The organism is Roseateles sp. AC306 (genome assembly GCF_979253795.1).
Genome location: NZ_CEEDEB010000016.1, coordinates 78602 through 95797 on the forward strand (window position 1 = coordinate 78602; position 17196 = coordinate 95797).

Annotated in this window: 16 protein-coding genes; 6 read left to right on the plus strand and 10 right to left on the minus strand. The window is 68.0% G+C overall.

Annotated elements, in window-relative coordinates; genetic code table 11:
- Positions 1 to 624 carry a hypothetical protein gene (locus AC0IZJ_RS24165; protein ID WP_471854133.1) on the minus strand — a complete coding sequence of 208 codons (624 nt, stop codon included), beginning with the start codon at positions 622 to 624 and terminating at the stop codon, positions 1 to 3.
- A 185-nt stretch (positions 625 to 809) separates the two neighbouring features.
- On the opposite strand from AC0IZJ_RS24165, the gene AC0IZJ_RS24170 reads away from it, so the two are divergent.
- A complete protein-coding gene (locus tag AC0IZJ_RS24170) occupies positions 810 to 1178 on the plus strand; it encodes a VOC family protein (RefSeq protein WP_471854135.1) in 369 nt (122 codons plus the stop codon).
- 81 nt (positions 1179 to 1259) lie between these two features.
- Positions 1260 to 1625: a hypothetical protein gene (locus tag AC0IZJ_RS24175; RefSeq protein WP_471854137.1), complete on the plus strand. Its 366-nt coding sequence runs from the start codon at positions 1260 to 1262 to the stop codon at positions 1623 to 1625.
- Positions 1626 to 1661: 36 nt separating this feature from the next.
- On the opposite strand, the gene AC0IZJ_RS24180 is transcribed toward AC0IZJ_RS24175, so the two are convergent.
- Positions 1662 to 3023 carry a serine hydrolase domain-containing protein gene (locus AC0IZJ_RS24180; protein ID WP_471854139.1) on the minus strand — a complete coding sequence of 454 codons (1362 nt, stop codon included), beginning with the start codon at positions 3021 to 3023 and terminating at the stop codon, positions 1662 to 1664.
- 304 nt (positions 3024 to 3327) lie between these two features.
- On the minus strand, positions 3328 to 3912 hold the full coding sequence (locus AC0IZJ_RS24185) for a hemerythrin domain-containing protein (protein WP_471854141.1): 585 nt from the start codon (positions 3910 to 3912) through the stop codon (positions 3328 to 3330).
- 181 nt (positions 3913 to 4093) lie between these two features.
- Between AC0IZJ_RS24185 and AC0IZJ_RS24190 the strand changes: the two genes are divergently transcribed.
- Positions 4094 to 5209, plus strand: coding sequence for an MORN repeat-containing protein (locus AC0IZJ_RS24190; RefSeq protein WP_471854143.1), 1116 nt, complete (start codon positions 4094 to 4096; stop codon positions 5207 to 5209).
- A gap of 18 nt (positions 5210 to 5227) precedes the next feature.
- Here the strand turns inward: AC0IZJ_RS24190 and can are convergent, their stop codons facing one another.
- From can to AC0IZJ_RS24210, 4 genes are all read right to left on the minus strand, one after another.
- The gene (can, locus tag AC0IZJ_RS24195; protein WP_471854145.1) at positions 5228 to 5902 is read right to left on the minus strand and encodes a carbonate dehydratase; all 675 of its coding nucleotides are present in this window, start codon (positions 5900 to 5902) and stop codon (positions 5228 to 5230) included.
- 24 nt (positions 5903 to 5926) lie between these two features.
- Positions 5927 to 6073 carry a hypothetical protein gene (locus AC0IZJ_RS24200; RefSeq protein ID WP_471854222.1) on the minus strand — a complete coding sequence of 49 codons (147 nt, stop codon included), beginning with the start codon at positions 6071 to 6073 and terminating at the stop codon, positions 5927 to 5929.
- Complete coding sequence (locus AC0IZJ_RS24205) at positions 6073 to 7251, minus strand: isovaleryl-CoA dehydrogenase (RefSeq protein WP_471854147.1); 1179 nt, start codon at positions 7249 to 7251, stop codon at positions 6073 to 6075. The genes AC0IZJ_RS24200 and AC0IZJ_RS24205 overlap by 1 nt, the downstream gene beginning before the upstream one ends.
- A gap of 79 nt (positions 7252 to 7330) precedes the next feature.
- Positions 7331 to 8227 carry a LysR family transcriptional regulator gene (locus AC0IZJ_RS24210; RefSeq protein WP_471854149.1) on the minus strand — a complete coding sequence of 299 codons (897 nt, stop codon included), beginning with the start codon at positions 8225 to 8227 and terminating at the stop codon, positions 7331 to 7333.
- Between the two features lie 110 nt (positions 8228 to 8337).
- Between AC0IZJ_RS24210 and AC0IZJ_RS24215 the strand changes: the two genes are divergently transcribed.
- The 3 genes from AC0IZJ_RS24215 (at position 8338) to AC0IZJ_RS24225 (ending at position 13489) form a co-directional block, all read left to right on the plus strand.
- Positions 8338 to 9030: a Bax inhibitor-1/YccA family protein gene (locus AC0IZJ_RS24215; protein ID WP_471854151.1), complete on the plus strand. Its 693-nt coding sequence runs from the start codon at positions 8338 to 8340 to the stop codon at positions 9028 to 9030.
- Positions 9031 to 9383: 353 nt separating this feature from the next.
- The gene (icmF, locus tag AC0IZJ_RS24220) at positions 9384 to 12659 is read left to right on the plus strand and encodes a fused isobutyryl-CoA mutase/GTPase IcmF (RefSeq protein WP_471854153.1); all 3276 of its coding nucleotides are present in this window, start codon (positions 9384 to 9386) and stop codon (positions 12657 to 12659) included.
- Positions 12656 to 13489 (plus strand): hypothetical protein, encoded by an 834-nt coding sequence (locus AC0IZJ_RS24225; RefSeq protein WP_471854155.1) that lies wholly within the window; start codon positions 12656 to 12658, stop codon positions 13487 to 13489. Before icmF ends, AC0IZJ_RS24225 begins: the two co-directional genes overlap by 4 nt.
- 63 nt (positions 13490 to 13552) lie before the next feature.
- Here the strand turns inward: AC0IZJ_RS24225 and AC0IZJ_RS24230 are convergent, their stop codons facing one another.
- The 3 genes from AC0IZJ_RS24230 to AC0IZJ_RS24240 all read right to left on the minus strand — a co-directional run bounded on the left by AC0IZJ_RS24230 (position 13553) and on the right by AC0IZJ_RS24240 (position 17195).
- Positions 13553 to 14965 carry a serine hydrolase domain-containing protein gene (locus AC0IZJ_RS24230; protein WP_471854157.1) on the minus strand — a complete coding sequence of 471 codons (1413 nt, stop codon included), beginning with the start codon at positions 14963 to 14965 and terminating at the stop codon, positions 13553 to 13555.
- Positions 14966 to 15002: 37 nt separating this feature from the next.
- Positions 15003 to 15995 (minus strand): transglycosylase SLT domain-containing protein, encoded by a 993-nt coding sequence (locus tag AC0IZJ_RS24235; RefSeq protein ID WP_471854159.1) that lies wholly within the window; start codon positions 15993 to 15995, stop codon positions 15003 to 15005.
- Positions 15996 to 16088: 93 nt separating this feature from the next.
- Positions 16089 to 17195 (minus strand): ABC transporter ATP-binding protein, encoded by a 1107-nt coding sequence (locus AC0IZJ_RS24240; protein ID WP_471854161.1) that lies wholly within the window; start codon positions 17193 to 17195, stop codon positions 16089 to 16091.
- Position 17196 lies beyond the last annotated feature (1 nt).

A 17196-nucleotide genomic window follows, 5' to 3' on the forward strand; every position in this document is an offset into this window, starting at 1 on the left:
TCAGCCTTTCGTCACGACGAAGGTCACGTCGTACTTGCCGCCGTCGCCGACGATGGTGATCGTCTTCGTCTTGGGGCCGGCGGCCACGTTGAGCAGATTGGCGCTGAGCGGCACTTCCTTGGTGGTGCCGACACGGTCGTCGAAGTTGGGGAAGCCGGTCGGGATGCCCAGCGCGCCATTGATGTCGGCCTTCAGCTTGTCGACGCGCTGAGCCCGCGTCATGCCGGCAGATGCCGCCAGCGCGCCCACGACGGCGGCCTTGACCAGCTCGCGTGCGGTGCCCGGCTTGCCGTCGTCGTGCTCCATCATGGACACGAGCAGGATGGCATTCGCCGGGTTGGCGATGGCCTTGGCCTGGCCGGATGGGCCCCAGGCGTTGCGGCGCCAGACGAGAAATGGAAAGTCGTTCGGATTGACGCCCGGCTGCAGCGGCTGCGTGCCGTGGGTTTCGCCCGCGTCCACGTCGCTCCACGGGCCGTAGCGCGTGACTTCGGCGTTGGGCAGCAGCGGGTTGCTGAGGTCGACGGCGGTGACGAGCACATAGGGCTCGTCCGAGCCGACCTCGTCGGTCTCGATGCGGCACTTGATCTTCTTCAGGGCGATGGTGACGGGCAATGCGGCCATGATGATCTCCGGTGAGTTGAAGCCCGGCGACATGCCCGGCTCATCAACAAGGACGCAAAGCCCACCTCATCAGGGATCACCGGCGCCGATGTGAAAACTACCGCCCGGCGCTCGCCCTCGGCTGCTGACATGTCCGGTCAGCGATGGCACCGAGCATGGCCGCTCTCACTCAACGAAAGCGCGCCATGCAACCCGATTGCCTCATCCTCTACGTGAACAGCCCCGCCGAAAGCGTGCTCTTCTATCGCTCGCTGCTGGGCCGCGAAGCGGTCGAGCAGAGCCCCAACTTCGCGATGTTCATGCTCAACGACAAGACCTTGCTGGGCCTCTGGGCCGCCCACGACGCGCAGCCCGTGAGCAGCCTGCGCGGCGGCGGCGCCGAGATCGGCATCACCGTCGCCAGCGATGCCGAAGTGAAGGCCGCCTGCGCCGCCTGGCAGGCCGCCGGCTGGCCGGTGCTTCAGGCGCCGACGGCGCTGGATTTCGGCTACACGGCCGTGACGGCCGACCCCGACGGCCACCGCGTGCGGGTGTTCCGGCCGACCCAGGCTTGACGTGCTGCGCCCGGTGACCGCGCCGTTATATTGCGCGCGGCTGCGCTCACCGCAGACGGCCATTCACAGGGAGATTCCACGATGACAACGACATTGCGCGCGCTGGTCGCCGCCAGCGCCTTGCTGCTTGTGGGGCCTGCGCTGGCGCAGCAGCCCGAGAGTTCGGACGAGGTCTGTCGCGTGCAAGCCCCGAAGGTCCCGGTCGTCGACTGGAGCGGCCACGCCGCCTATCGCGCCACGGCGACGGTGAAGAATGGGCGGGTCGTCGCGATGGAGATCGTCAGCCTCACACGGGGTGTCGAGCGACGCGCCCAGCGCAGCATCGTCCAGGCCGTCAGCGAGGTGCTGCAAACCGCCCGCTGCCAGCCGGGCGCCCATGTCTTCGAGAAGACCTTCTCCTTTGACATCCCGCCAGCCGCCTCGGCGGCATCGGATGCCGGGCGCTGAGGCGAGGGCAGCTGCTCCCAGAGCAACAGGCGCTGGCTACGGAGCCGCGATCCTGTCCGACGAGTTGTCGCCCACGACCATGCGCACCGGCTTGCCGCTTTCTTCCCTGAAGTAGACAACCTCGCCGACGGCGGCCCCACCCGTGGGACTGTCAAGACGGAAGCGGCCATTGCCCAGTGGTTCGAGCTTCGTGGCTGCATCGATGCCCGGCGCCGTGGCGCCGAGCAGCACGAGGCGCTTGTTCAGCAGCACGACGAAGGTGTCGCCGCCCCGGCTGCGGTAGAGCCCCTGGAACCGTGCCCACGCGGGGTCCCAGGTCACGGTGGGCGCCGAGGCGGCGGCTGTTGCCTTCGCGACCAGCGGACCGAACGCCGCAATCGCCTGGCGCGTGATATCGGCCACATCGGAATCGACGCTGTTGGTCAGCACGACAACGCCCAGCTTGTCGGCAAGATGGAACATGGTCTGGGTCGTGTAGCCCGGATAGCCGCCACCGTGGCCGATGTAGCTCTTGTCCTTGATGCGGGTGGTGAAGAAGCCCAGGCCGGTACCCGTCGTCCAGTTCTCGTCCACCGACCTGACACGGTGCATCTCCCGCAGGGAGCCGCTGCTGACGACCTGTGCGCCGCCACGCGGGCCGCGGCGGAACTGCGCCGAGACATATTTCGCCATGTCACCCAGCGTCGACGTCAGCCCGGTCGCCGCAGCCATGCCGCGCGCATCAACGAACGGAAAGACCGTGCGTGTGCCATCCGGAAGGCGTCGGCCGTAGGGCGTCGCCAGACCGGGCACCGGCTGGTCGTAGCTGGAGTCCGCCATGCCCAACGGCGCAAGGATGTTGGCCTGGGCGTAATCGGCCATGGATTGCCCGCTGAGCTCTTCGACGAGCAGCCCGGCAACTGCGTAGGCGAGGTTGGAATATTTCCAGCGCACCTGCGGCGCAAAGGCGGATTGCCGGTCAGCGAAAAGCGCCTGCAGTTCCACGCGGGTGGGGAACTGCAGCGACGTCCAATGGTCGCTGGCTTCCCGCTGCAGACCCGAGCTGTGAGACAGCAATTGCTCCACGGTGATGACGCCGTCGTCGTCACCGGCGGGCTTGGCCTTGAACCACGGCAGGTACTTCACCACCGGGTCGTCGAGCCGGATCTTTCCCTGCTCGCGCAGCTGCATGATCGCGATGGCGGTCAGCATCTTGGAATGGGAGGCCATGCGGAACCGGGTCTGCACGGTCATGGGCCGCCTGGACGCGACGTCGGCAAAGCCGAACTCCCGGTGCCACACGAGGTCTTGGTCGTGGATCACCCCGACCACGACGCCCGGCGTGCCGCGATGCGCCATGTGTCCCTCAAGCCAGGCGGAAAAGAGCCGCGCAGCGGCTTGAAGTTCGGCATCGCTCACAAGCGCGACTGCAGATGGGGACGAGGCGGCCGCAGACGGTGGTTGCGCTGGGTCCTGGGCCGATGTGGTCGACGCAAAGACGGTCAGCGCCACGGCCATCAAATACCGCGCCCATGGCATGCGAACGCCGCCGCACCCTGCAGTGCATGCCGCGCGCAGAAGACCTGTGTGGCCTGCGTATGTCATTTGTTCCCTCCCCGATCCCAGGGCACGGTATCCGAGGACGAGAACGCTGTAAACGACGGGCAGTCGCGGGATGCCGGCGCGCCGGCGGACTCCGGCGCCTTGAGACCTTGTCGCTCGATCAGCGTGTGCGCCGCGGCTTGCTCATGCCGCGCAACAGAGCGCCGGCACTGGCATTGCCGCGCGTCGCCGGCTTGTCGGCAGCCGGCTTGGCGGGCTTGACCAGGCCGGTCGCTGCAGACACCGTCACGGTCTGGTACTCGCCGGCGTAGTGCTTGCGCATGCGCACGATCTCGCGCTTGTACTTGCCGGCGAGCTGCTGCTTTTTGGCCTCGGTCAACAGCCGGCCGGCGACGTGGAAGAACTTGGCTTCCTCTTCCTTCAGGTGGTGGCGCACCTTGAAGCTGAGCTGCTTCGCGGTCGTGATCCAGCCGTCCTGTTGCTTGTTGCGCACCGACAGGTCTTCGAGCAGTTCGTCGATCTGGTGGTGTTCATGCAGCGCGTGCCGCGAGGCGTCGAGGCCGCCGTCTTCCATCAGCAAGGGGATGTAGAGGAAGCGCTCCTCGGCCGCCGCATGCGCCATCAGTTCGACCTTCAGCTGCAGGAACAGCAGCTGGCGCACCGCCATGTCGCCGCGTGAGGCCGTGAGCTTGCGACACAGGTCGCGTTGCAGGTCGTGGCTTTCGCGGATGGCGTCGAAGATCATGCGGTCATTTTCCAAGGGGGCGTGGGCTGCGGCTGCGCGATTGTTGGTGCGCGCATGGCCTGCGTCTGTCGGACGGAGCCGCTTCGGCTCAACCTGCGGCGAAGGGCGGCCGCAGGGGCTCTGCTAGGCTCGCGCCCCGCCAAAAACCGCTGTTCACCAAGCCGCCCAACGGCGGCAGACCATGGACCTGATGCTGTTCAAGACACTGTGCGCCCTGTCGCTGCTGACGCCCCTGGCCAGCCACGCCGATGTCGAATGGCTGGCCGACGCACAGGGCTGCAAGCTGGAGAGCCCGCGCGCCTGGCCGCTGCAGTCAGTGACGTGGAGCGGCGCCTGCCGCGACGGCTTCGCCGAGGGCAAGGGCCGCAAGCAGACCTTCGTCGACGGGGTCACGATCTCCACTTACGACGGCGAGGTGAAGGCCGGCCGCCTCGCCGGTCAGGGCGTGCTGACGACGCCCTATGGCCAGCGCTACGACGGTCGCTTCGTGGACGGCCGCTACGACGGCCCCGGGCTGCTGACCTTCCCGCGCGGCACCGTCTACCGGGGCGACTTTGTCGCCGGCCATGCGGAGGGCGCCTGCTCCATCGCGTGGCCCGACGGCCACCACTACCAGGGCCAGTGCAAGTCGGCGCGGCCGCAGGGGCAGGGCGAAGTGCAGTTCGGCAATGGCGACCGCTATGTCGGCCCCTTCAACCTCGGTCAGCCGTCCGGCCAGGGGCGCTACACCTGGGCCGCCGGCGGCGTCTACGAAGGCAGCTTTGACGACGGCGACCTGCATGGCCAGGGCGACTACCTGTTCGTTGACGGCAGCCGCTACAGGGGCGAGTTCAAGCACGGCTTCCCGTCCGGGCAAGGGCAGATCCAACAGCCTGGAGGGCCCAGCTACAAGGGACCGTTCGCTGTCGGGTCGCCGACGATGTCAGGCAGCTTCCTGAACGCCGACGGCTCGCCCGCGCCGGCGTCGATGGCCCTGCGCGTGAAGCTGACGCCGCCCTATGTGTCGCCGCAGAAGTTGCTCTCGGCGAACCGCTACACCGCGCCTGCCGAAATCTGCCGCAAGAAGCTGCCGCCCGAGGTGCCCAAGGCCGCATGGCCGGGCCGGCTGCGGTACCGGGCCTTCGTCGTCATCCACGCGGGCGAGGTGACGCGGGTCGACGTGACGGCGACGGGGCCTGTCCACGAGGCCCTGCATGCGCAGTTCGTCGCCAACATCGAGCGCGCCATCCGCGCCTACGACTGCCCTGGCGACCATGTCATCGAGCAGCCGTTCGCGTTCGAACACGAGAACGACTGACTGCGCCCGAAGCGCCCGTCAGGCCACTGCGGCGTAGCGCGCCTTGACGCGCCCAAGTGCCAGCCGGTAGGCAGGCTCGACGTCCTCGGCCTTGGCCGCCGTGAGCTGCAGGTCTTCCAGCAGGCCGTTGTGCAGGCCGTAGACCCAGCCATGCACGACGACCTCCTGGCCGCGCGCCCAGGCGTCCTGCACCACCGTCGTGTGGCAGGCGTTGCGCGCCTGATGCAGCACGTTCAGCTCGCACAGCGCGTCGACACGCCGGGGCTCGGGCACGGTGTCCAGCCAGTCGCTGTGCATGTGGCGCACGTCCTGCACATGGCGGATCCAGTTTTCCACCAGGCCCACGCGCAGGTCGTACAGCGCCGCCTTCACGCCGCCGCAGTTGCTGTGGCCGACGATGATGATGTGGCGCACCTTGAGGTGGTCTACGGCGAACTGCATGACGGACAGGCAGTTCAGGTCGGAGTGCACGACGACGTTGGCGACATTGCGGTGCACGAACAGCTCGCCCGGCAGCAGGTCCACCAACTCGTTGGCCGGCACGCGGCTGTCGGCACAGCCTATCCACAGGTACTGCGGCGTCTGCTGCTTGAGCAGGCGGGAGAAAAAGCCCGGTTCACCGGCCTCGATGTCGGCGGCCCAGCGCTTGTTGTTGTCGAGAAGATCCTGCAGTTCGTGGTTGGTCGTCGTCATGCGCTGGATTGTCTCAGCGGCGAGTTACATCGTCTCGGCAAAGAGCTCCCGGCCGATCAGCATCCGACGGATCTCCGACGTGCCCGCGCCGATTTGCTGCGGCCGGCGCTCTGCGCCTTCACGCCCACTGCGCGGGCATGAGCCTTCGCGGATTGGCGCCAGCTTCGGCATCACATGGTTTCCGCAAACAGTTCCCGTCCAATGAGCATCCGGCGGATTTCACTGGTGCCGGCGCCAATCTCGTAGAGCTTCGCGTCACGCCACAGCCGGCCCAGCGGGTACTCGTTGATGTAGCCATTGCCGCCAAAGATCTGCACGCCCTCGCCGGCCATCCAGGTCGCCTTCTCGGCCGTCCACAGGATGACGGAGGCGCAGTCCTTGCGCACCTGGCGCACATGCTCGGCGCCGAGCAGGTCGAGGTTCTTGGCCACCGTGTAGGCAAAGCTGCGCGCCGCCTGCAGCACGGTGTACATGTCGGCCACCTTGCCCTGGATGAGCTGGAACTCGCCGATGCTCTGGCCGAACTGCTTGCGGTCGTGGATGTAGGGCACGACGTTGTCCATGACGCTCTGCATGATGCCAAGCGGCCCGCCGGTCAGCACGGCGCGCTCGTAGTCCAGGCCCGACATCAGCACGCGCGCGCCGTTGTTGACGCCGCCCAGCACGTTCTCGGCCGGCACCTCGACGTTGTTGAACACCAGCTCGCCGGTGTGAGAGCCGCGCATGCCCAACTTGTCGAGCTTCTGCGCAATGCTGAAGCCACGCATGCCCTTCTCGATGAGGAAGGCAGTCACGCCGCGCGCACCCAGTTCGGGCTCGCTCTTGGCGTAGACGACGAGCGTGTCGGCGTCCGGGCCGTTGGTGATCCACATCTTCGTGCCGTTGAGCACGTAATAGCCGCCCTTGTCCTCGGCGCGCAGCTTCATCGACAGCACGTCGGAGCCCGCGCCCGGTTCGCTCATCGCCAGCGCGCCGACATGCTCGCCGCTGATGAGCCGCGGCAAATACCTTTCCTTTTGCGCATCGTTGCCATTGCGCTTGATCTGGTTCACGCACAGGTTGCTGTGCGCACCATAGGAAAGGCCAACCGACGCGCTCGCGCGACTGATCTCCTCCATCGCGATCATGTGCGCCAGATAGCCCATGTTGGCGCCACCGTACTGCTCCGGCACGGTGATGCCCAGCACGCCCAGCTCACCCATCTTGCGCCACAGGTCCATGGGGAACTGGTCGCTTCGGTCGATCTCGGCCGCGCGGGGTGCGATCTCTTCGTCGGCGAACGCGCGCACCGCATCGCGCAACGCGTCGATGTCTTCACCGAGCTGGAAGTTGAGGCCGGGCAGATTCATGCTGGAGTCTCCTGTGCAAACCGTTCGGCGCCCGGTTGTGCCAGGCCCGCCGGGCGTTTGATTGACGTAAACGTCAACTTTAGCCGCTGGCGTCCGATGGCTGGGGCAGCAGCCGGCGCACCAACGGGTGGGCGATCTTCTTGTCCGTACCAACGGCGTAGAAGGCCTCCTCCAAGCCCACGCAGTCGCCCACGCGCACCAGGCCGTCACGCTCCACGAGCTTGTCGCTCATCAGCGCTGCGGCCGGAAACACGCCCATGCCGGCCGCGCCGAAGGTGGCCAGCAGCGCGCTGTCCTCGAACTCGCCGGCCACCTTGGCGCGCACGCCGTGACGCTCCAGCCATTGGTTCAGGCGCGGGCGCACGGCGGCATGGTCGGTGGGCAGCAGCAGCGGCACGTCGGCCAGCGACGCGGGGAAGTCCCGCCGCGCCGCTGCCGCCCAGCGCGGGTGCGCGAACCAGGCCATCGGCGAGCTGCCCAGCGCGTGGCTGTAGACGCGCAGGTTGGGGTTGGGTGGCGCAGGCCGGTCGGCCAGCACGACGTCCAGGCGGTGCAAGGCCAGGTCGCCCAAGAGGTCGTCGAACTCGTCCTCGTGGCAGAGCAGGCGCAGGTGGGGCGTGTCGATGATGGGCTGCAGCAGGCTCTGCACGACGAGCTTGGGCAGGCCGTCCGAGATGCCGACCGCCAGCCGCACGGCGGGCGCGGTAGCAGCGTCGCGCACGCGCTCGGGCAGCACCTCGCCGAGCGAAAAGATCTGCTCGGCAACTTCCAGCGCCGCCTGACCCGCCTCGGTGAGCGTCAGGCCCCGGCCGGCCGGCTTCAGCAGCGAGGCGCCCAGCGACTGTTCCAACTCCCGCACCTGGGTCGACACCGTCTGCACCGACAGCCCCAGCCGCTCGGCCGCTCGCGTCAGCCCGCCCTCCTTGGCGACGGCCCAGAAGTAGTAGAGGTGGCGGTAGCTGAAGCTCAGGCTCATGTCGTTGTCATTTCAAGTTATGCGGAAGTATTTCTTCTCGATTTTCTGCTTTTTATTGATACCATGGAAGCCTAGTCTGGCGGTCCTTGTCGATGGCTCAGGAGGCCCTCATGCAAAACCAACCCCGTACCCACGCGATCGCCATGCCCGCCACGCCGTTTGGCAGCGCGGTCGACCGCGGCACCGCTCACCGTGTGCTGCGCAACACCTACGCGCTGCTGTCCATGACGCTGCTGTTCAGCGCCGCCGTCGCCTGGGCGGCCGTCGCCTTCAGCCTGCCTTCGCCCGGCATCATCATCACGCTGGTGGCCTATTTCGGCCTGCTGTTCGGCATCCACAAGTTGAAGAACAGCGGCATGGCCGTTGGCCTGGTGTTCGCGCTGACCGGCTTCATGGGCTGGACGCTCGGCCCGCTGCTGACCCGCACGCTGTCGCTGCCCTCCGGCGGCCAGGCGGTGATGCTGGCGCTCGGTGCGACCGGCGCGGTGTTCCTGGCGATGTCCGCTTACGCCACGACGACGAAACGTGACCTGTCCTGGATGGGCGGCTTCCTGTTCGCCGGCATGATCGTCGCGCTGTTCGCCGGCCTGGCCGCGATCTTCTTCCAGATCCCGGCGCTGGCGCTGACGGTCTCCGCCGTCGTTGCCCTGCTGTCGGCCGGCCTCATCCTGTTCGAGACCAAGCAGATCGTGGACGGCGGCGAGACCAACTACGTGCTGGCCACCGTCAGCCTGTTCGTGTCGATCTTCAACCTGTTCACGAGCCTGCTGCATCTGTTCGGCTTCATGGGTTCGGACGACTGACCTTCCCCGCGGCCCGCCGACAGGCGCGCCCCGCTTCGGCGGGGCGCGCCTTTTTCAACCTAGATCCGGCGGTTGGGCACGTCGGAGGGGCTGGCGAGGCGGGCCGATGGCAAGGCGCGTCGACGAAGTGGGCTGATGCCCACAAGGAGAAGCAACGCGGCCAGCGGGTCGAAGCGCCAGACCAGCGGGCGTGCAGCGATGGCTACCGAAGTGGTGATCGTTGCGTACTGCAGAAGGTGTTGAAGCACCAAGACCCCGTTGAATAGCAAGCGGTCAACCGGTGGGTCTAGGTTCGGTTGACGTTAACGTCAACCGACGGACCTAGAATCCGTCTCCGATCAAGGAGACAAGCCATGACCGATCTCGCCGCCGACCACAAGGCGCTGGCCGAGTACCGCCCGACCCACAAGGTCCGTTTCGTCACTGCCGCCAGCCTGTTCGACGGCCATGACGCCGCCATCAACATCATGCGGCGCATCCTGCAGGGCATGGGCGCGGAGGTCATTCACCTCGGGCACAACCGCTCGGTGGACGAGGTCGTCACGGCAGCGCTGCAGGAGGATGCCCAGGGCATCGCCATCAGCTCCTACCAGGGCGGGCACGTCGAGTACTTCAAGTACATGGTGCAGTTGCTCAAGGAACGCGGCGGCGAGCGCATCCAGGTGTTCGGCGGCGGCGGCGGCGTCATCGTGCCGGCCGAGATCCGCGAACTGGCCGAGCACGGCGTGCGCATCTTCAGCCCCGAGGACGGCCAGCGCATGGGGCTGCAGGGAATGATCGGCGAGATGGTCATGAAGGCCGACCAGGACTTCAGCGTCTACGCGCCCGAGAACCTGTCGGCGATCACCGGTCACTCCGAATCCGCCTGGCGCTCATTGGCCCAGCTGTTGACGGCGCTGGAGAACGGCAAGGCGGACGGTTCAATCGTCGACGCGCTACGTTTGCAAGCGAAAGACATCAAGACCCCCGTCCTCGGCATCACCGGCACCGGCGGTGCCGGCAAGTCCAGCCTGACGGACGAGCTCATCCGCCGGCTTCGCCTCGACCAGGGCGACGCGCTGCGCGTGGCGTTGATCTCCATCGACCCGTCGCGCCGCAAGAGCGGCGGCGCGCTGCTGGGCGACCGCATCCGCATGAACGCCATCAGCCCCTGGTCGCAAGGCCAGCGCGTCTTCATGCGCTCCCTGGCTACACGCGACTTCGGCTCCGAGATCTCCCCCGCGCTGCCCGACGTCATCGCCGCCGCCAAGGTGGCCGGCTTCGACCTCGTCATCGTCGAGACCTCCGGCATCGGCCAGGGCGACGCGGCCATCGTGCCGCTGGTGGACGCGCCCATGTACGTGATGACGCCCGAGTTTGGCGCCGCGAGCCAGCTCGAGAAGATCGACATGCTGGACTTCGCCGAGTTCGTCGCCATCAACAAGTTCGACCGCAAGGGCTCGCTGGACGCGCTGCGCGATGTCAGCAAGCAGGTGCAGCGCAACCGCGAGGCCTTCAATGTGATGCCGGACACGATGCCGGTGTTCGGCACCATGGCCAGCCGCTTCAACGACGACGGCGTGACGGCGCTCTACCAGGCGTTGAAGGTGCGCCTCGGCCTTGGCGCGGGGCGCCTGCCGCTGGTGAACACCCGCCACAGCACCCACCAGACCCCCATCGTGCCGGCTGGGCGCGTGCGCTACCTGGCCGACATCAGCGACAGCGTGCGCGCCTACAAGGCCCGCGCGCGCCGGCAGGCGGCGCTGGCTCGCGAGATCCAGCAGCTGGAAGCCAGCCGCACCATGCTGGAGGCGGCCAACCCCGACAAGCAGGGCGCTCGCGCCGCGTTGGCCGACCTGGCCGAGCAGCGCCGCACGCGCCTCGACGGCGACGCGCGCCAGCTGCTGGCGCAATGGCCCGACATGGTCCAGGCCTACGCGGGCGACGAGTACGTCGTGAAGATCCGCGACAAGGAAATCCGCACCGCGCTGGTCACGCAGAGCCTGTCCGGCACCAAGATCCGCAAGGTCGTGCTGCCAAGCTACGAATGCCACGGCGAGTTGCTGAAGTGGCTGATGCTGGAGAACGTGCCTGGCAGCTTCCCCTACGCGGCCGGCGTGTTCGCCTTCAAGCGCGAGGGCGAGGACCCGACGCGCATGTTCGCGGGCGAAGGCGATGCCTTCCGCACCAACCGCCGCTTCAAGCTGGTGTCCGAGGGCACGCCCGCCAAGCGCCTGTCCACCGCCTTCGACTCGGTGACGCTCTACGGCGCCGACCCCGCGCCGCGGCCCGATATCTACGGCAAGGTGGGCAACAGCGGCGTGAGCATCGCAACGCTGGACGATATGAAGGTGCTGTACGACGGCTTCGACCTGTGCAGCCCGACCACGTCCGTATCGATGACGATCAACGGCCCGGCGCCGTCGATCCTGGCCATGTTCATGAACACGGCGATCGACCAGAACCTGGCCAAGTTCAAAGCCGACAACGGCCGCGAGCCGACGGCCGACGAAGCCGCCAAGATCAAGGACTGGGTGCTGGCCAATGTGCGCGGCACCGTGCAGGCCGACATCCTGAAGGAAGACCAGGGCCAGAACACCTGCATCTTCTCGACCGAGTTTTCGCTCAAGGTCATGGGCGACATCGCCGAGTTCTTCGTGCACCACAACGTGCGCAATTTCTACTCGGTGAGCATTTCTGGTTATCACATTGCCGAGGCCGGCGCCAACCCGATCTCACAGCTCGCGCTGACGCTGTCCAACGGCTTCACTTTCGTGGAGGCCTACCTGGCGCGCGGCATGCACATCGACGACTTCGCGCCCAACCTGAGCTTCTTCTTCAGCAACGGCATGGACCCGGAGTACACCGTGCTCGGCCGGGTCGCCCGCCGCATCTGGGCCATCGCCATGCGCGACCGTTACGGCGCGAATGAGCGCAGCCAGAAGCTGAAGTACCACGTGCAAACCTCGGGCCGCAGCCTGCACGCACAGGAGATCGCCTTCAACGACATCCGCACGACGCTGCAGGCGCTGATCGCCGTCTACGACAACTGCAACTCGCTGCACACCAATGCCTACGACGAGGCGATCACGACGCCGACCGACGAAAGCGTTCGCCGGGCGATGGCCATCCAGCTCGTCATCAACCGCGAGTGGGGCCTGGCCAAGAACGAGAACCCGTCGCAGGGCGCCTTCATCATCGACGAGCTGACCGAGTTGGTCGAAGAGGCGGTGCTGACCGAGTTCGAGCGCATCAGCGAACGCGGCGGCGTGCTGGGCGCCATGGAGACCGGCTACCAGCGCGGCCGCATCCAGGAAGAGTCGATGCACTACGAGATGCTCAAGCACACCGGCGAGTACCCCATCATCGGCGTCAACACCTTCCGCAACCCGCAGGGCGAGACGGTGCCCGAGCACATCGAGCTGGCCCGCTCGACCGACGAAGAGAAGCAGTCGCAGCTGACACGGCTTGCGGAGTTCCAGGACCGCCACGCCGCAGAGGCGCCGGCGATGCTCGCCCGGCTTCAGCAGGCGGTCATCGAGAACAAGAACGTGTTCGACGTGCTGATGGAGGCGGTGCGGGTGTGCTCACTCGGTCAGATCACTGGCGCGTTGTTCGAGGTGGGTGGGCAGTACCGAAGGAGCATGTGAGTCCCGCCAAACGCAAGCTCTGGTGGGCCTTCGCAGGACTGGTCGCCTGTGCGACGGCTTTCGGTCTCCGCCGCCTGAACGACACCCCGTTGGAGTTCAACGTTGACGACTGCGACGTGGTCACCGCGCGGCAGGGCATCGACATCAAGTCGCTGCGCGCGCCCGCCGGTGTCGATAAGCCAGCTTTGCTGAAGCTGCTGAACGCCTACATCCCGAACAGCCGCCGCGACAAGCAAGGCGAGTGGCTGCTGCGCGGCAAGATCGACCTTGCAGTGGCCGAGGCGCTGGAGCAGCGGCTGGCCCAGGGACCGACGCCGAGCGCGCTGCGCGTCAACAGCTACGGCGGCGACGAACGCGCAGCGATCCGCATCGCCGACCTGATCGCCCAGCACCGGCTCCCCGTCATCGTCGACGGCGTCTGCGGATCGGCATGCGCCAACTATCTGCTGGCACCGGCACCCAAGGTCACGGTCGACGGCATCGTGCTGATGCACGGTTCGCCGGCCGCATGCCAGGCCCAGTTGGGAACGTTCGGTGCGTTCGAGAAGCTCGGCTGGAAAGCCGCCCTGTTGCTGCGCAGGGCGGCTCAGCGCCAGCTCGACTTCGAGGAGCGGCATCCGCGCTTCAAGGCACTGGTCGAACTCAGCGTACCGACGAACCGCGGGGACCCGAGCGGCGCCAGGCACGTATGGCGTTTCGTGCCGGCACGCGAGCTGACCGCAGCACACCCGGGCCTGACGATGGGCCCGCACGATGCGGAAGTCGCGGCAGCGTTCCGCGCACTGCTGCTGGCCAATCCGGCCCTGAGCGACGCCTATTTCCCGGAATAGCGGGCTCGGTCAAGCTTGCAAATTGAGCACGGCGCGCTCAATTTGCAACGACTTTTTTTCTCTCTACTCCGCCAGCCTGAGCGTCAAGCGGCGCCCCGCGACGCCCTCCACACGCGCGCTGCCATCCGCCTGCGCCCGCCAGTCGGCCAGGCCGATGGGCGTCACCAGCGCGGCCCGTGCCAGGTCACCCTGCAGGCCGATGACGACGAGCTTGTCGGCGGCCGGCTGCGGCCCCGGGTTGACGACCTTGGCGAGCGCATCGGGCAGGCTCAGCTCGCCACGGCACAGGCCGTCGGCGTCGCGGCGGAAGCTGGCCTTGCCCTGCAGAGCCGCCCCGTCCAGCTCGCCTTCGAAGCGGCTGGCCTTGAGCGGGCAGGCTTGCGTGGCAAGACCCGGCACCGGCGCGCGTAGCGGCGCGCTCAGCAGCTCGGCACTGCGTTCGATGGACGAGGTCCACATCGCGTTGGACAGCAGGCTGACGCTGATGCCACCGCTCTCGCCTTGCGGCCACAGCAGCAGCACGCTGCGCGCGCCCAGCGTGGTGCCGGCGTGGTGGACGGTCTTGCGGCCTTCTGCGTCGGTGTCCAGCCGCCAGCCAAAGGCCATCTTGAAGCTGCGCTCGCGCACCGCCTGGCCGGCGTTGTCGAGCACAGGCTGCCACATCCAGTCGCGCGTCGCGGCGTCGACGATGCGGCCCTGCAGCACGCGGCTGCCCCATTCCGCCAGCGCGGGCGCACTGGCGGCCAGGCCGGCGCCGCCCCAGCTGTAGCTGAAGTCGGCGGCCGGTGCCGCCTGCGCACGTTGCGCACTGAGCACATAGGCCTCCGACATGGTGGGCAATTGACTGGTCTTGCCGGTCTGGTCGGGCCCGATGGCCAGGCCCTGCACGACTTTGCCGGAAAGCAGGTCGAGATAGGGCTGGCCGGCGGCGGCTTCGACCACAGCGGCCAGCAGCGTGTAGCCCCAGGTCGAATAGTTATAGCGGCTGCCCGGCGCCGACTGCAGCTGCCGATCCTTCAAATAGATCAGCGATTCGCGGGCCGTGGTGTGACGGGTGGCGCCGACGGTGGCGTCCCGCGCTTCGTAGTGAGGCAATCCGCTCAGATGGGCGGCCAGCTGGCGCGGTGTCACGGCGGCCAGCGCCGGGTCCAGGCCGGGCAGCAGAGCACCGACGGGCTGGTCGACGTCGAGCTTGCCCTGGGCCTTCAACTGGGCGGCGGCCGTCGCGGCAAAGAGCTTGGAGACGCTGGCCAGGCGAAAGCGGGTGTCCGCCTGCACCGGCAGGCCTTGCGCGACATCACGCAGGCCGCTGCTGCCCTGCCAGCGCAGCCTGCCGTCCTGCCACACCGCCGCGCCCATGCCGGGCACGCCGTTGGCCTCGCGCAAGGCGTCGAGCAGGGCCTGCGCCTGGCGCTCCGGGCTGGCCTGGGCGTGAGCCGCCAGCACAAGGAGGGTGAGAGTGAGTGGCTTGATCATGCGGCGCATTCTGTCCGGCGCCGCAGCCTCGTAGACCTCAACGCGACTGGATGACCTGCATGGCCGCCTTGACCCGCCGCAGCATGGGCGACGTACCCGCCACCTTGGGGTCGAAGGGGTGCATGCGCTGGCCGCCCACGGCCGCCATGATCTTGCGCACATAGAGCCGCGTCTCGGCATAGGGTGGCACGCCGAGGTAGCGGTCCACCGCGCCTTCGCCAGCGTTGTAGGCGGCCAGCGCCAGCATCACGTCGCCCTCAAAGTAGGCCAGCAGCCAGCGCAGATAGGCCATGCCGCCGCGGATGTTCTGGGAGGGGTCGCGCAGGCGGATGACGTTGAAGCGCGCGGCCGTGTCGGGCATCAGCTGCATCAGGCCCATCGCCTTCTTGGGCGACTCGGCCAGCGGGTCGAAGTTGGACTCCTGAGCCATCACCGCCAGCACCAGCGCGGGCGACAACTGGTACTCCGGCGCCAGCAGCTTCACGTAGTTGACGATGGCCGGTGGTGCCTGTTGCGGCAGGGGCAGCGTGGCCCACAGGGACACCGGCTTGGCACCGCGCGCGGGCGGTGGCGCGACCGGCGCGGGGTCGGTCTCGGGCGGACGCAGGCAGGGCGGCGGGTCGCCCAGCGGCGTGCCACCCATGCGGTCGAGCATGTTCTGGGCCTGGTCCATGCCCTGCTCCGCGGCGGCCGCGAACATGTGGGCGGCCTCGGCGTCGTTGCGCTGGATGCCGCGCGCGTTGGTCAGCATCCAGCCCAGGCTGTACTGGGCTTCGGCATCGCCGTAGCGGGCGGCACGGCAATACAGCTTGGCGGCGGCCACCTCATCGCGCTTCATGCCGTCGCCGTACTCCAGCGCCTTGGCCTCCTGGCGCCAACGCTCCACCTGGGCGGGCACCACGGGGCCGCGCTCGCCGGGCGGCATGGTGGGGCGGGGCAGTTGCTCCAGCGTCAGCGTGGGCAGCTGGGCCAGGGCGGCAACTGGCTGGAACAACAGCGCGAACAGCAGCGCCAGAAACTGGGTTCTCACGGACGGGCGGGCGAGGAGCAGGAACGGGCTGCGAGTCTAGAGGACCGCCTGTGCGGAGCGGACCCGCGAACCGGTGGCCGGCCGGCCGCAGCCTCAGAGCCGCTCGCCGGTCTCCGCGTCAAAGATCAGCAGGTCTTCCAGCGGCAGCTTCAGCTCCACTGGCTCACCCGGCTGCAGCGTCGGCCAGCCCGCGCAGCGCCAGTGCAACCGGTGCTCGCCGAGCTGCAACTGCACGAGGCTGTCTACGCCTGTGGGCTCGACCAGCAGCACCGGCGCGCGCAGCGACAGCGCCGGCCCGCACTCCGCCGTGCGAACCGACTCCGCCCGCCAGCCCAGCAGCAGCGGCCGGCCGAGCAGGCGCTCGCGCAAGGCGGTGACCAGCAGCGCCTCAGGCCGCCAGCTCAGCGCCCCGGCGCCGCGCAGCATCAGCGTGAACTCACCCTCGGGCTCCAGCCGCGCGGGCAGCAGGTTCATGGCCGGGCTGGACAGGAACTGCGCGACGAAGAGATTGGCCGGCCGCTGGTAGACGTGCTGCGGCGTGCCCAGCTGCTGCACGCGGCCGTCCTTCATCACGGCGATGCGCTGGCCCAGCGTCATGGCCTCGGTCTGGTCGTGCGTCACGTAGATGGCGCTGCGGCCCAGGCGCTGGTGCAGCAGCTTGATCTCGCTGCGCATCTCGGCGCGCAGCTGGGCGTCAAGGTTGGACAGCGGCTCGTCGAACAGGAAGAGGCGCGGCTGGCGGGCCAGCGCCCGGCCCATGGCGACACGCTGGCGCTGGCCGCCGGACAGCTGTGCGGGGCGGCGCTCCAGCAGCGCATGCAGCTGCAGCAGCTTCGCCACCTCCAGCACGCGCGCCTCGCGCTTCGCACGCGGCCAGCCCTGCATCTCCAGGCCGAAGCCGATGTTCTCGGCCACGCTCATGTGCGGGTAGAGGGCGTAGTTCTGGAACACCATCGCGATGTCGCGTTCGCGCGGGCTCAAGGCCTCGATGCGCCGGCCGTCCAGCTGGATCTCGCCGCTGCAGTGCGGCTGCAGCCCGGCCACCACGCCCAGCAGCGACGACTTGCCGCAGCCCGAGGGGCCGACCAGGATGAGCATCTCGCCGGCATCGAGGTCGAGCGTGATGTCGTCCAGGATGGTGTGTGCGCCGACACGCCGCGTGAGGCCGCTGATGCGCAGGCCGGCTATCTCTTCACTCATT

Coding starts and splice junctions, on each gene's coding strand:
- AC0IZJ_RS24165 (WP_471854133.1), bottom strand. CDS start 624: ATGGCCGCATTGCCCGTCACCATCGCCCTGAAGAAGATCAAGTGCCGC.
- AC0IZJ_RS24170 (WP_471854135.1), top strand. CDS start 810: ATGCAACCCGATTGCCTCATCCTCTACGTGAACAGCCCCGCCGAAAGC.
- AC0IZJ_RS24175 (WP_471854137.1), top strand. CDS start 1,260: ATGACAACGACATTGCGCGCGCTGGTCGCCGCCAGCGCCTTGCTGCTT.
- AC0IZJ_RS24185 (WP_471854141.1), bottom strand. CDS start 3,912: ATGATCTTCGACGCCATCCGCGAAAGCCACGACCTGCAACGCGACCTG.
- AC0IZJ_RS24190 (WP_471854143.1), top strand. CDS start 4,094: ATGGACCTGATGCTGTTCAAGACACTGTGCGCCCTGTCGCTGCTGACG.
- can (WP_471854145.1), bottom strand. CDS start 5,902: ATGACGACGACCAACCACGAACTGCAGGATCTTCTCGACAACAACAAG.
- AC0IZJ_RS24200 (WP_471854222.1), bottom strand. CDS start 6,073: ATGCCGAAGCTGGCGCCAATCCGCGAAGGCTCATGCCCGCGCAGTGGG.
- AC0IZJ_RS24205 (WP_471854147.1), bottom strand. CDS start 7,251: ATGAATCTGCCCGGCCTCAACTTCCAGCTCGGTGAAGACATCGACGCG.
- AC0IZJ_RS24210 (WP_471854149.1), bottom strand. CDS start 8,227: ATGAGCCTGAGCTTCAGCTACCGCCACCTCTACTACTTCTGGGCCGTC.
- AC0IZJ_RS24215 (WP_471854151.1), top strand. CDS start 8,338: ATGCAAAACCAACCCCGTACCCACGCGATCGCCATGCCCGCCACGCCG.
- icmF (WP_471854153.1), top strand. CDS start 9,384: ATGACCGATCTCGCCGCCGACCACAAGGCGCTGGCCGAGTACCGCCCG.
- AC0IZJ_RS24230 (WP_471854157.1), bottom strand. CDS start 14,965: ATGATCAAGCCACTCACTCTCACCCTCCTTGTGCTGGCGGCTCACGCC.
- AC0IZJ_RS24240 (WP_471854161.1), bottom strand. CDS start 17,195: ATGAGTGAAGAGATAGCCGGCCTGCGCATCAGCGGCCTCACGCGGCGT.